The sequence below is a fragment of the Massilia sp. NBRC 108631 genome (assembly GCF_059704565.1).
Genome location: NZ_BAAKJE010000250.1, coordinates 17,002 through 30,378, shown reverse-complemented (window position 1 = coordinate 30,378; position 13,377 = coordinate 17,002). Strand labels below are relative to the sequence as shown.

The following is a 13,377-nucleotide window of genomic DNA, read 5'->3' as shown; positions in this document are numbered from 1 at the left end:
AGCTCCTTGGTTTTTACTCAAAACGGTTGCTGAGCTTTCCAATGCCGTCGATCTCCACCTCGACTATGCTCCCCGGCCGCATCGAACCGACGCCGACCGAGGTGCCGCACAGGAGGATGTCGCCCGGATCCAGCGTCATGTCCTTCGAAATCTTGCTCACCAGCTGAGCGGCGGAGAACACCATGTCGTTGATGGGGTAGTCCTGCCGCACTTCGCTGTTGAGGATGGTCCGCACCACCAGCATGGCGGGATCGAGGCCGGTGGCGATCACCGGGCCGAAAGGGCAGAAGGTGTCGAAACCCTTGGCCCGCACCCACTGCGGAAAGGTCGGATCACGCTTGATGATGTCGTTGACGGTGACATCATTGGCGCAGGTGTAGCCGAATATGTAGTCCGTGGCGTCGGCCTCGGACACGTTGAAACAGGTCTTGCCGATGACGATGGCCAGTTCGCCCTCGAAGGCCACCTTGTCCTCGCACAGCGGCTTGCGGATAGTGGCGCCGGGCGCCAGGTAAGAGTTCGGCGTTTTCAGCAGGTACAGCGGCTCCAGCGGCGGCTCGATGCCGAGCTTGCGGCCGAGCGCGTGGAAGTTGTTCCACATCGCCAGCACCTTGCCCGGTACCACAGGCGTGAGCAGTTTTACTTCGGACAGGTGCAGCGTGAAATCGGTGGGCGAAGGCGCGTCGAACATATCGCCCTGGTAGATGCGGATTTTGTCGCCTTCAACGGTACCGAAGCGCACCGTGTCGAAATGTTGAAAGCGCAGCCAGCGTTTGATCATGTTGTTCTCGCTTGTTCTTGCTTGCTCGATGGCGCCGGCCACATCGCCGGCGCCATCGATTGCTCGCTAGTTGGCCAACCGCGCAGCAGCGGCCAGGGACTTGTCATCCGCCTCGGCAACCGGCGTGACGGCGGTATCCATGAAGCGCTTGCGCATCGGACGCAGCACCCACCAGGCCATGAAGGCAGCCACCGCATTCAGGCCGCAGCCCACGAAGAACACCGCTTCCCAGCTGCCGGTGGCAGCCGTCAGGACGCTCGACAGCGGCACGAAGATCGAAGCCGTTCCCTTGGCCGTGTACAGCAGGCCGGCATTGCCCGCCGCGTTCTTGGTGCCGAAAGTATCGGCCGCAGTGGCAGGGAACAAGCTGTAGATCTCACCCCAGGCGAAGAACACCAGGCCGGTAAGGATGACGAACATGATAGGATCGCGGCCCCAGTAGTACAGCGCCAGGATGCCCACGGACTCCAACGCAAAGGCGATGAACATGGTCTTCTCGCGGCCAATCTGGTCCGACACCCAGCCGAAGAAGGGACGCGTCAGGCCATTCAGCACCCGGTCGATGGCCAGGGCGAACGTCAGCGCCGGCAGTATCATGCCCATGATGTTGAAGGTTACGCCGTCGATCTTGAAGTCCTTGGCGATCGGGCCCATTTGCGCGGTGGCCATCAGGCCGCCGGCAGCCACCAGTACGAACATGGTGTACATCACCCAGAACACCGGCTTGCGGATGATCTGCGACGGGCCGAAGTCCGCCTTGGACTGCTGCACCTTGGTCTGCTTCTGGATCTTGTTCGGCACGTGTGCCGGTGGACGCACCATCAGCAGCGCCAGCAGCATCACGATGGCGCCCTGGCCGATACCGAAGGTCAGGAAGGTCGCTTCGTAACCGCTTTTGGCGATCATCATCGAGATCGGGATGATGGTGGCCGCTGATCCGGCCCCGAATCCCGCCGCCGTCAAGCCGGCCGCCAGGCCCCTCCGATCCGGGAACCATTTCAGAGCCGAGCCCACGCAAGTGCCGTACACGGCGCCGGCGCCAACGCCGCTAATGGCCGCCGCGATGTAGAGCATGGTCAGCGAGTCGGCATAGGAGTTCATGATCCAGCCCAGCGCGCACAGCAAGCCGCCGAACAGCACCACGGGACGTGGTCCCCACTTGTCGACCGCCCAGCCTTCCACTGGCACCAGCCAGGTCTCGGTCAGGATGAAGATGGTAAAGGCAACCTGGATGGCGGCCTTGCTCCAGCCGTGTTTGTCGGCGATAGGATTTACAAACAGGGTCCAACCGTACTGCAGGTTGGCGATCATGGCCATACAGATAATGCCCATGATAAGTTGCAGCCAGCGGTACGAAGGAGGCCTGATCACCGGCGCAGTGTCATCGTCATGCTTCATTTCGTTATCTCCATATAATTATTTAGTTTGGACCGTGTCTGGTTGACCGTTGTCACGAGACGATTGTGGAAGAAGCAAAAACCGATATCCTTGACCGCGGTTAAGATTCGACATTCTTTCATTTTTTTCAAGCAAAAAATAGCAACGTTACACAGCCGCTCAAAAGCCCACTTCGCCGTGCCGAAGGTTGTGTTGAACGTTGTGTTGGACAGCGTGCTGCACGCTTTGCAGCTCCCCCTGCCGCACCTGCGCGCCAGCCCCGCCGCACCCCGCGCCGGCGGTCTCCAGGCAGCGCGCCATCACCTTCTGGATCGCGTTCACCAGGAACTCCGCGTCGTACACCTTGAGCATGTGCGGATGGTGGTTCTCCACGTAGCGGCGCAGGTGCGAGCGCTGGCTCTCCACACCCATCTGGCCGGCGTAATCGCCGCTGCCCCAGAACCAGCGCAAACCCAGTTCGGCAAAGGCGGCGTTGTAAGCCTGGCGCTGCGCATCGGCCAGGTTGGCGGTATCGATCTGCATCATGGTCTGCTCCCCTTCTGTTGGAATAATGTCGGTTGACTAAGTCCATCGTAGGGCCTGACAATGATTAGTAATAGTTAAAGGTTTTTGGCATATCCATTCACGATACTGAATACATGGGATAACGATGAAACACGCCACCCTGCGCCAGCTCAAAGTGTTCGAAGCGGTGGCGCGCCACCTGAGCTTTTCGCGCGCCGCCGCCGAACTGCACCTGACGCAGCCGGCCGTATCAACCCAGATCAAGACGCTGGAAGGCCACGCGGGCCTGGAGTTGTTCGAGCAGATGGGTAAGAAGGTCTACCTCACGCCGGGCGGCGCCGAGCTGCTGTACCACAGCCGCGCCATCATCCAGCAGTTCCAGGAAGCCGAAGACGCGCTCACCCAGTTTCGCGGCATCGCCGGCGGCAAGCTGAATGTGGCGGTGATCAGCGCGGGCGACTACTTCTTCCCGCGCCTGATGGTGGAATTCGCCCGCCGCCATCCCGGCGTGAAGCTCAACCTCACGGTGCACAACCGCGCCGAGCTGCTGGAACGGCTCTCCAGCAACCAGACCGACCTGGCCGTGATGGTGCGCCCACCCCAGCAGGCCGACGCCGCGCACGCTGCCTTTGCGCCCCACCCTTACGTCATCGTGGCACCGCCGCAGCATCCGCTGGCGGGCAAGCGCCGCATTCCCGTCGAGCGCATCGTGCAGGAGCCGTTCGTGGTCCGCGAGCGCGGATCGGATACCTGGAATTCAATGGAGGACGGCTTCGGCGCCCACCTGGAGCGGCTGAACGTGGCGATGGAGATCCGCAGCACCGAGACCATCAAGCAGGCCGTCATCGCCGGCATGGGCGTGGCGTTCCTGTCGGCGCACACCATCAGCCAGGAGCTGAAGGCGGGCAGCCTGGCGGTGCTGGATGTGGCGGGATTTCCGGTGATGCTGAATTGGTACGTGGTGCACCGCAAAAACAAGCGCCTGCCGCCGGTGGCGCAGGCGTTCAAGGACTTTCTGCTGAGCGATGGTGCGACTTTGATCGAGCATTATCTAGCTCCGGCTTAGATATGCTGTGCGGAAAACAAGCCAGCCCTGAGTGCTCCCGCCGAACACCAGGTTATTCGGCGATAAAGACGCCAGGAGGGACACTAAATCTCTTTGCGAAATTCCGAATAACGTGCAGAGGCAACAATGACGAATTGGCCTTATGGCACGCGGTGAATCTCGTATCGATGACTTGCACAACTCTGGCGGCGAAAAGGGGAACTTCAGCTCGTCAGTGCGCGCACATGGGCGGCGACGCCGCCTGTCAGGCCGGCCATGCTGTAGCCCCCCTCCAGGATAGATATGATGCGACCTTGCGCACTCTCCGCGGCCACTTCCATTAACTCCCGAGTAATCCAGTGGAAGTCCGCATCCACCAATTGCAAGCCAGCCAGCGGATCGTCGCTATGGGCGTCAAAGCCGGCGGAAATGACGATCAACTCCGGCGCCCAGTTGCGCAGCGCGGGTATGAGCTCGTGCCGGATGCGGTCGCGGAACATGGGCGAGTCGCAGCCGGGCGGCAGCGGAACGTTGAGGATGTTGTTGCGGCTGCCCGTTTCGCTGCGCAGGCCGGTGCCGGGGTACAGCGGCGACTGGTGGCAGGAGGCGTAGAACAACCCTGGCAGCGGCGCAAACGCGGCTTGCGTGCCGTTGCCGTGGTGGACGTCGAAATCAACCACAGCCACCCTCTCCAGCTCGTACGCACGGCTGGCGTGGGCGGCGGCGATGGCGGCGTGGTTGAAGATACAGAAACCCATGGCGCGGTCCGGCTCGGCGTGGTGGCCGCAGGGGCGCGTGGCGCAGAACACGTTGGCGGCTTCGCCCAGCATCACGTCGTCCACGGCGGCGCAGGCGGCGCCGATGCAGCGCATGACGGCGCGCCAGGAGCCTGCCGAGAGCATGGTGTCGCCGCCGTCCAGCGGCACGGCGCCGCGCGCGGGCAGCGCGTCCAGAATGGCGTCGTAGTAGTCGGCGTCGTGTATCAGTTCGGCCTGGGCGCGCGTGCCCATAGGGGCTACCTGCCAGTCCAGCGCGGCGAACTCGGGGGCCTTCAGCGCTTCCAGCACCAGCGCCAGCCGCTGCGGCGATTCGGGGTGGCCCTCTCCCGGCTGGTGGTCGTAGCAGTCGACGTGGGTGTAGACGCGGGTGCGCTGTTTCATGAAGGGCCCAGGTTAGTCCAGCAGGAACAGGTTGTCCGAGCCGGTGTCGCGGATGATGGCGAGCGCCTGCGCGCTGCCGGTGAGGAAATGGTCGGCCGTCTCCGGCGCGCTGCCCGGGCCGGCCATGCTGGCGGCGCACGCGGCGTCGGCCACGCTGTGCGGGGCGATCTGCAGGGCGATGCCGTGCGGCTTGAGCGCGGCTGCGGCGTAGCGCAAGTTGTGCACCAGGGTCTGGCGCGCCAGGTCGGGCAGCAGCTCGGGCGGCAGCAGCCCGGCCAGGCAGCGCAGCTGGCGCGTGCCCAGGGGCCGGGCGTAGCGGATAGCCTCTTCCACGCCGTAGCGGAATTCGCTCACGCGCGCGGGGTGGCAGGCGATGCCGCGCTCGCCGCTTTTCCAGTCGCCGGCAGGCAGGCAAAAGCGCATCAGCTGCAGGCCATGGCTGCACAGCCGGTGCGCTATCTGCTCCACCGGACAGGAGTACGGGAACATGAATTCCACGCGGCCGTAGCCGGCTTGCGCGGCCGCGTCGAAGCGGTCGAGGAACGGCAAGTCGCTGAACAGGCGGTTCAGGTGGGCCGCCGGTTTGAGCGCGGTACCCGCCGCTGCGCCGAAGCCGGCGCAGGGTGCGGGAATGGCGCCGGCGCTGGCCTCAGCGCTGGAGGTGGCGTGCTGCATGATGCTCTGCCCTGGCCAGCGGCTCAGATCACGCGCTCGTCGCGCAGCGCGTTGATCTGCAGGTCGTTGTAGCCCAGCTCGCGCAGCACTTCGTCGGTGTGTTCGCCCAGCAGCGGCGAGCGGGTGATGTCGGTGGGGCTGTCGGAGAGCTTGATGGGGTTGCCCACCGTGAGGTATTTGCCGCGCTCGGGGTGGTCTACTTCCACGATGGTGCCGCTGGCGCGCAGCGACGGTTCTTCGGCGATTTCCTTCATGGAGAGGATGGGGCCGCAGGGGATGTCGAACTTGTTCAGGATGTCCATGGCCTCGAACTTGGTGTGCTCGCGGGTCCACTCTTCCACCGTCGCGAAGATGGACATCAGGCGCGGCAGGCGCGCGCGCGGGGTGGCGTATTCGGGATCCGTGATCCAGCCTTCGCGGCCGATCACGCGGCAGATGGCGGGCCATACCGGTGCCTGGGCGATGAAGTAGATGTAGGCGTTGGGGTCGGTCTCCCAGCCTTTGCATTTGAGGATCCAGCCGGGCTGGCCGCCGCCGGAGGCGTTGCCGGCGCGCGGCACGGAGTCGCCGAAGGTGCCTTCGGCGAACTGGGGATATTCCTCCATGGTGCCGGTGCGCTCCAGGCGCTGCTGGTCGCGCAGTTTTACGCGGCACAGGTTGAGCACCGCGTCCTGCATGGCGGTGTCCACCTTCTGGCCCCGGCCGGTGGCATTGCGCTGGTACAGGGCGGTGACGATGCCGAGCGCCAGGTGCAGGCCGCTGCCGCTGTCGCCGATCTGGGCGCCGCTGACCACGGGTGGGCCGTCGTCGAAGCCGGTGGTGGCGGCGGCGCCGCCGGCGCATTGGGCCACGTTTTCGTACACCTTGCAATTCTGGTAGGGGCCGGGGCCGAAGCCTTTCACGGACGCGACGATCATGCGCGGGTTGAGCTCCTGGATGCGCTCCCAGCTGAAGCCCATGCGGTCCAGGGCGCCGGGGGCGAAGTTCTCCACCAGTACATCGCAGTCGCGGATCAGGGTTTCAAGCACCTGCTTGCCCATGGATTTCTTGGTGTCCAGCGTGATGGAGCGCTTGTTGTGGTTCAGCATGGTGAAGTACAGGCTGTCCACCCCTGGGATGTCGCGCAGCTGGCCACGGGTGGCGTCGCCCTCGCCTGCGCGTTCCACTTTAATCACGTCGGCGCCGAACCATGCCAGCAGCTGGGTACAAGTCGGCCCCGATTGCACATGGGTGAAATCGAGGACGCGCACCCCGTCTAATGCTTTGCTCATAAACGTGTCTCCAGGTAGATATAGTTTTTTGATAGATAGTATGGCATGCAGTTCGCACCGCGAGATAGTCCCATGATAGGCAGTGCCGCTTTCAACGCGCATTGACCCCGGTCAAGATTCGCAAGATGGCCATATTGCGAAAATTGACTGCGGTCATGGGGATTTTCCGGGGCCGCGCCTACCATCGGTTTCCTCTATGTCTAGAAGGGGGAACCATGCGCGCTATCGAAATTACGCAGCCGGGCGGGCCGGAGGTGCTGCAGTTGTGCGAGCGTCCGCGCCCGTCGCTGTTGCCGGGGCAGGTGCTGATCAAGGTGCATGCGGCGGGGATCAACCGGCCGGATTTGTTGCAGCGCATCGGGAAGTATCCGGTGCCGGAGGGGGCGTCCGATCTGCCGGGGCTGGAGGTGGCGGGCGAGATCGTGGCGGGGCATGTGGGGGACAGCGGCTGGCATATCGGCGACAAGGTGTGCGCGCTGGTGCAGGGCGGCGGGTATGCGCAGTACTGCCCCGCGCAGATCGAGCTGTGCCTGCCGATTCCGGAGGGCTGGTCGATGCTGGAGGCGGCTTCGCTGCCGGAGACGTTCTTTACGGTGTGGAGCAATGTGTTCGATCGGGCTGCACTGGCGCCCACGGAGACCTTGCTGGTGCAGGGCGGGACGTCGGGCATCGGGGTGACGGCGATCCAGCTGGCCAAGGCCTTGGGGCACCGGGTGTTCACCACGGCGGGGTCGGATGAGAAGTGCCGGGCGTGCAGCGAGCTGGGGGCGGACTTGGCGATCAATTACCGGACCGGGGATTTTGTGGCGGCGGTGAAGGATGCCACCGGCGGGCGCGGCGTGGATGTGATCCTGGATATGGTGGGTGGCGATTATGTGCCGCGCGAGTTGAACTGCCTGGCGGATGATGGGCGGCTGGTGTTTATTGCGCTGCTGGGCGGGGCCAGGGTGGAGGTGCCACTGGGGCAGATTTTGCTGCGCAGGTTGAGTGTGACGGGATCGACGTTACGCCCACGGCCGGTGGCGTTCAAGGCGGCCATTGCGCGCAAGCTGCGCGAGAAGGTGTGGCCGTTGATCGAGGATGGCTTGATCAGGCCGGTGATATATCGGACGTATCCGTTGGAGCAGGCGGCCGAGGCGCACGCGCTGGTGGAAACCAGCGCGCATATCGGGAAGGTGATGCTGCAGGTGGCGTGATTCCGGCGGGGCGGCGGGGCTGGCATGGCGGGTTACGGCGCGGGGCGCCTGACCTGCCCTACGGTCCATCGGACCAAGGGGCCAACTAGCCGATGGCGGCGCGCATCCGTAGGGCGGGTCAGGCGGCGGCAGCCGCCGTAACCCGTCATTGAGCCGCCGACGACGTGTCGGCAGGTTACGAGCCGGCGGTGGCAGCGGCGCCGCGCGCGGGCGCGGGCGTCAGCCGCACGGTATTGGCCTGGATAGAGGCCAGAACAGGCGGCGCCAGCCCCTCACCGCCATGTTCGGCCACATGCGCCAGCAGCTGGCGCCGCATCGGCGGCGCCCAGTAACGCTGCAGGTGGTTGGCGATCTCGGTGCTGGCTTCCTCCTGGTCCGGGTAGGACGCGAAGAAGGAGCCGATCTGGTTGGCCATGGTGACCAGGTGGTGAATGTTCATGGTCTCTCCTTCGTTATGCCGGCTGCGCGGTGGCAGCATCCTTGTGCGCCATCTGCTCTTCGTGGAAGCGCGCGAATTCCAGCTGCCAGTCGGACTGCTGCTGCACCGGCATCACTTGCACCGCCGTCACCTTGTATTCCGGGCAGTTGGTGGCCCAGTCCGAGTTCTCGGTGGTGATCACGTTGGCGCCGGATTCCGGGAAGTGGAAGGTGGTGTACACCACGCCAGGCTGCATGCGCTCCGTTACCAGCGCGCGCAGCACGGTCTCCCCTGCCCGGCTCTGGATGCCCACCCACTGGTCGTCCTTGATGCCGCGCTCCTGCGCGTCGTGCGGGTGGATCTCCAGCCTGTCCTCGGCGTGCCAGCGCACGTTCTCGGTTCGGCGCGTCTGCGCGCCCACGTTGTACTGCGACAGGATACGGCCGGTGGTCAGGATCAGCGGGTACATGCGCGTCACCTTCTCGTCGGTCGGCACGTACTGGGTGATGATGAAGCGTCCCTGTCCGCGCACAAAGCGGTCGATGTGCATGGTCGGCGTACCTTCCGGCGCGGCGTCGTTGCACGGCCACTGGATGCTGCCCAGCTTGTCCAGCTTGGCGTAGCTCACGCCGCTGAAGGTCGGCGTCAGGCGCGCGATTTCGTCCATGATCTGCGACGGGTGCGCGTAGTTCATCGGGTAGCCCAGGCGGTTCGACAGCTGTACCGTCACTTCCCAGTCGGCGTAGCCGGCCTTGGGCGCCATCACCTTGCGCACGCGCGAGATGCGGCGCTCGGCGTTGGTGAAGGTGCCGTCCTTCTCCAGGAAGGAGGAACCGGGCAGCAGCACGTGGGCGTACTTGGCGGTTTCGTTGAGGAAGATGTCCTGCACCACGATGCACTCCATGGCTTCCATGGCGGCGATCACGTGCTGGGTGTTGGGGTCGGACTGCACGATGTCCTCGCCCTGGCAATACAGGCCCTTGAAGCTGCCGTCCAGCGCCGCTTCGAACATGTTGGGGATGCGCAGGCCGGGTTCGGCCTGCAGCTCCACGCCCCATGCGGCTTCGAACTGCATCCGCACGGTGGTGTCGGACACGTGGCGGTAGCCGGGCAGCTCGTGCGGGAAGGAGCCGATGTCGCACGAGCCCTGCACGTTGTTCTGGCCGCGCAGCGGGTTCACGCCCACGCCTTCGCGGCCCACGTTGCCGGTGGCCATGGCCAGGTTGGCAATGCCCATCACGGTGGTGGAGCCTTGCGCATGCTCGGTCACGCCCAGGCCGTAGAAGATGGCGCCGTTGCCGCCGGTGGCGAACAGGCGGGCCGCAGCGCGCACCTGTTCGGCCGGCACGCCGGTGACCGCTTCCATGGCTTCCGGCGAGTTCGATTCCTGCGCCACGAACTCGCGCCACTGGTTGAATGCGCGCAGTTCGCAGCGCTCGGCGATGAAGTCTTCAGCCAGCAGGCCTTCGGTCACGATCACGTGGGCCAGCGAGCTGACCATGGCGACGTTGGTGCCGGGGCGCAGTTGCAGGTGATGCTGGGCACGGATGTGCGGCGACTTCACCAGGTCGATGCGGCGCGGATCGATGACGATCAGCTTGGCACCCTGGCGCAGGCGGCGCTTCATGCGCGAGGCGAACACGGGGTGGCCGTCGGTCGGGTTGGCGCCGATCACCATGATGACGTCGGACTTGGCCACGGACGCGAAGGTCTGCGTGCCGGCCGATTCGCCCAGGGTCTGCTTCAGGCCGTAGCCGGTGGGCGAGTGGCAAACGCGGGCGCAAGTGTCCACGTTGTTGTTGCCGAACGCGGCGCGCACCAGCTTTTGCACCAGGTAGCCTTCCTCGTTGGTGCAACGCGAGGAGACGATGCCGCCGATGGAGTCCTGGCCGTGCTTGGCCTGGATGCGCTTGAATTCGGAGGCCGCGTAGTCCAGCGCCTCGTCCCAGGACACTTCCTTCCAAGGATCGGTGATTTTGGAGCGGATCATCGGCTTCAGGATGCGGTCCTTGTGGGTGGCGTAGCCCCAAGCGAAGCGGCCTTTCACGCACGCGTGGCCTTCGTTGGCCTTGCCGTCCCTGGTTGGCACCATGCGCACCACTTCGCTGCCCTTCATTTCCGCGTCGAGCGAGCAACCCACGCCGCAATAGGCGCAAGTGGTGGTCACCTTGTGTTCGGCCTGGCCCAGCCAGATAACGGTTTTCTCTTGCAGGGTGGCGGTCGGGCAGGCCTCCACGCAGGCGCCGCAGGACACGCACTCCGATTCCATGAACGATTCGCCCTGCCCGGCCGATACGCGCGACTCGAAGCCGCGCCCGGAAATCGTCAGCGCGAAGGTGCCCTGGGTTTCCTCGCAAGCGCGCACGCAACGGTTGCAGACGATGCACTTGGACGAGTCGAAGGTGAAGTAAGGATTCGATTCATCCTTCTTCAGCTTCAGGTGGTTGGCTCCTTCATAGCCGTAGCGCACTTCGCGCAGGCCGGTCACGCCGGCCATGTCCTGCAGCTCGCAGTTGCCGTTGGCCGGGCAGGTCAGGCAGTCCAGCGGGTGGTCGGAGATGTACAGCTCCATCACGCCCTTGCGCAGTTCCTGCAGCTTGGACGTCTGGGTGCGCACCACCATGCCCTCCTCCACCGGCGTGGTGCAGGAGGCCGGATAGCCGCGCCGGCCTTCGATCTCCACCAGGCACAAACGGCAGGAACCGAACGGCTCCAGGCTGTCGGTGGCGCACAGCTTGGGGATGTTGGTGCCGCTTTCGGCGGCGGCACGCATCACCGAGGTGCCGGCGGCCACCGTCACGCGCTGGCCGTCGATGGTGAGCGTAACGAAGTCGGTGGCCAGGCTGGGGGGGGTGCCGAAGTCGCGGCTGATAATGGTCTCGATCATCTATGTCTCCTAGGCGGCGCGCTGGTCTGCGCAGACCTGGCCGAAATCTTGCGGGAAGTGGTTCAGGGCCGACAGCACGGGGTACGGCGTCATGCCGCCCATCGCGCACAGCGAGCCATGCAGCATGGTGTCGCACAGCTCGCGCAGCAGGATCACCTGCTTGGGACGCTCGCTGCCTTCACGGATCTTGTCGATAACTTCCACGCCGCGCGTGGAGCCGATGCGGCATGGCGTGCATTTGCCGCACGATTCCACGGCACAGAATTCCATCGCGTAGCGGGCCAGCTTGGCCATATCGGCGCTGTCGTCGTGCACCACGATGCCGCCGTGGCCGAGCACTGCCCACAGCGAAGCGAACGCTTCGTAGTCCAGCGGTGTGTCCCATTGCGACTCGGGCAAATAAGCGCCCAGCGGGCCGCCCACCTGCACCGCCTTGATCGGGCGGCCGGAGGCGCTGCCGCCGCCGTAGTCGAACAGGATGTCGCGCAGCGTGACGCCGAAGGCCAGTTCGATCAGGCCGCCGTGCTTGATGTTCCCGGCCAGCTGCACCGGCAAGGTGCCGCGTGAACGGCCCATGCCGTAGTCCTGGTAGTAGGCCGCTCCCTTGTCGAGGATGAGCGGCACAGCTGCCAGCGACAGCACGTTGTTGATCACGGTGGGCAGGCCGAACAGGCCGGACAGCGCAGGCAACGGCGGCTTGGCGCGCACCACGCCGCGCTTGCCTTCGATGCTCTCCAGCAGCGCAGTCTCTTCGCCGCAGATGTAGGCGCCGGCGCCCTTGCGCACTTCCAGCTCGAAGGCGCGGCCGGAGCCCAGGACATTGGCGCCGAGGTAGCCCGCCTGCACCGCGCTGTCAATCGCGTGGTTCAGGTTGGCGATGGCGTGCGGGTATTCGCTGCGCACGTAGATGTAGCCCTTGTTCGCGCCCACCGCCAGCCCGGCGATGGTCATGCCTTCGATCAGCATGAAGGGGTCGCCTTCCATCACGATACGGTCGGCGAAGGTGCCGGAGTCGCCTTCATCGGCGTTGCAGACAATGTATTTTTGCACGCCGGCTGCTTTCAGCACGGTGTTCCACTTGATCCCGGTTGGGAATGCGGCGCCGCCGCGGCCGCGCAGGCCGGAGGCGGTGACGGCGGCAACGATGGCGGCCGGCTCCATCGCAAGCGCATTGCGCAGGCCCTTGTAGCCGTCGTGCGCCTCGTAGTCGGCCAGCGACAGCGGATCGGTAATGCCGGCGCGGGCGAAGGTCAGGCGGCTTTGCCTGGCCAGGTAAGGAATCTGCTCCACCAGGCCCAGGGCCAGGGTGTGCTTGCTGTCGCCCAGGTGGAAACCGGCGTCGAACAGTGCGGGCACGTCGGCCGCGTCCACCGGACCGAAGCCGATGCGGCCGTCGGCCGTGCCCACTTCCACCAGCGGCTCCAGCCACAGCAGGCCGCGCGTGCCGTTACGCACGATGTCGATGTCGATGCCACGGCACGCCGCTTCGGCGGCGATGGCTGCCGCCACGTCGTCGGCGCCCAGCGCCAGCGCGGTGGAATCGCCGGGAATGTAGATGCGGATGCTCATGCTGCTTCCTTCACTTTGGCCAGCAACGCGTCGAAGCGCGCCGGGGTGACGCGCGCATGCAGCGCTTCGTTGATCATCATGGACGGCGCGGTGGCGCATTGGCCCAGGCAGTACACCGGCTCCAGCGCGAATTCTCCGTCCGTGGTGTGCGCGTGCAACTTGCAGCCCAGCGCGTGTTCGGCGTGCGCCAGCAGTGCGTCGCCGCCCATGCTCTGGCAGGCTTCTGCGCGGCAGATCTGCACCACCTTGCGCGCCGGCGCTTCGGTGCGGAAGTAGTGGTAGAAGGTGATCACGCCATGCACTTCGGCGCGCGACAGATTGAAGGTGGAGGCGATCTCTTCCACCTGCTCGGGCGGAATATAGCCGATGGCATCCTGGATCGCGTGCAGGACCGGCAGTAGCTGGTCCTGCGCACCACTGCTGGCGGCAAGGATGGCGCTTGCCTGGGAAATACGCTGCTGCATAATGCCTCC

At 65.0% G+C, this 13,377-nt stretch carries 12 protein-coding genes; 2 read left to right on the top strand and 10 right to left on the bottom strand.

Annotated features, from left to right (window positions below):
- Positions 1-13 precede the first annotated feature (13 nt).
- The 3 genes from AC6H42_RS27270 to AC6H42_RS27260 all read right to left on the bottom strand — a co-directional run bounded on the left by AC6H42_RS27270 (position 14) and on the right by AC6H42_RS27260 (position 2,704).
- Positions 14-781 carry a fumarylacetoacetate hydrolase family protein gene (locus AC6H42_RS27270; protein WP_497549385.1) on the bottom strand — a complete coding sequence of 256 codons (768 nt, stop codon included), beginning with the start codon at positions 779-781 and terminating at the stop codon, positions 14-16.
- A gap of 66 nt (positions 782-847) precedes the next feature.
- Entirely contained in the window at positions 848-2,179 is a 1,332-nt protein-coding gene (oxlT, locus tag AC6H42_RS27265) for an oxalate/formate MFS antiporter (RefSeq protein ID WP_057155448.1), read from the bottom strand.
- Positions 2,180-2,338: 159 nt separating this feature from the next.
- Positions 2,339-2,704 (bottom strand): HAD family hydrolase, encoded by a 366-nt coding sequence (locus AC6H42_RS27260; RefSeq protein ID WP_157200933.1) that lies wholly within the window; start codon positions 2,702-2,704, stop codon positions 2,339-2,341.
- A 118-nt stretch (positions 2,705-2,822) separates the two neighbouring features.
- Here AC6H42_RS27260 and AC6H42_RS27255 point away from each other — a divergent pair, with 118 nt between their 5' ends.
- The gene (locus tag AC6H42_RS27255) at positions 2,823-3,749 is read left to right on the top strand and encodes a LysR family transcriptional regulator (RefSeq protein WP_497549393.1); all 927 of its coding nucleotides are present in this window, start codon (positions 2,823-2,825) and stop codon (positions 3,747-3,749) included.
- 203 nt (positions 3,750-3,952) lie between these two features.
- Here the strand turns inward: AC6H42_RS27255 and AC6H42_RS27250 are convergent, their stop codons facing one another.
- Genes AC6H42_RS27250 through frc form a run of 3 tightly spaced genes read right to left on the bottom strand, consistent with a single transcriptional unit; the run spans position 3,953 to position 6,834 of the window.
- Complete coding sequence (locus AC6H42_RS27250; RefSeq protein ID WP_497549384.1) at positions 3,953-4,888, bottom strand: histone deacetylase family protein; 936 nt, start codon at positions 4,886-4,888, stop codon at positions 3,953-3,955.
- Positions 4,889-4,900: 12 nt separating this feature from the next.
- Positions 4,901-5,563, bottom strand: a complete 663-nt coding sequence (locus AC6H42_RS27245) for a TIM barrel protein (protein ID WP_497549383.1) — start codon at positions 5,561-5,563, stop codon at positions 4,901-4,903.
- A gap of 23 nt (positions 5,564-5,586) precedes the next feature.
- Positions 5,587-6,834: a formyl-CoA transferase gene (frc, locus tag AC6H42_RS27240; RefSeq protein ID WP_497549382.1), complete on the bottom strand. Its 1,248-nt coding sequence runs from the start codon at positions 6,832-6,834 to the stop codon at positions 5,587-5,589.
- Positions 6,835-7,049: 215 nt separating this feature from the next.
- Between frc and AC6H42_RS27235 the strand changes: the two genes are divergently transcribed.
- On the top strand, positions 7,050-8,030 hold the full coding sequence (locus tag AC6H42_RS27235) for an NAD(P)H-quinone oxidoreductase (RefSeq protein WP_497549381.1): 981 nt from the start codon (positions 7,050-7,052) through the stop codon (positions 8,028-8,030).
- A 175-nt stretch (positions 8,031-8,205) separates the two neighbouring features.
- Here AC6H42_RS27235 and AC6H42_RS27230 read toward each other — a convergent pair whose 3' ends face one another.
- The 4 genes from AC6H42_RS27230 to AC6H42_RS27215 are packed head-to-tail and all read right to left on the bottom strand — an operon-like array spanning position 8,206 to position 13,368.
- Entirely contained in the window at positions 8,206-8,469 is a 264-nt protein-coding gene (locus AC6H42_RS27230) for a formate dehydrogenase subunit delta (protein WP_057155457.1), read from the bottom strand.
- A gap of 13 nt (positions 8,470-8,482) precedes the next feature.
- Positions 8,483-11,335 (bottom strand): formate dehydrogenase subunit alpha, encoded by a 2,853-nt coding sequence (gene fdhF, locus AC6H42_RS27225; RefSeq protein WP_497549380.1) that lies wholly within the window; start codon positions 11,333-11,335, stop codon positions 8,483-8,485.
- A gap of 9 nt (positions 11,336-11,344) precedes the next feature.
- The gene (locus tag AC6H42_RS27220; RefSeq protein WP_497549379.1) at positions 11,345-12,904 is read right to left on the bottom strand and encodes a formate dehydrogenase beta subunit; all 1,560 of its coding nucleotides are present in this window, start codon (positions 12,902-12,904) and stop codon (positions 11,345-11,347) included.
- A complete protein-coding gene (locus AC6H42_RS27215; RefSeq protein WP_057155460.1) occupies positions 12,901-13,368 on the bottom strand; it encodes a formate dehydrogenase subunit gamma in 468 nt (155 codons plus the stop codon). The genes AC6H42_RS27220 and AC6H42_RS27215 overlap by 4 nt, the downstream gene beginning before the upstream one ends.
- Positions 13,369-13,377: the final 9 nt, after the last annotated feature.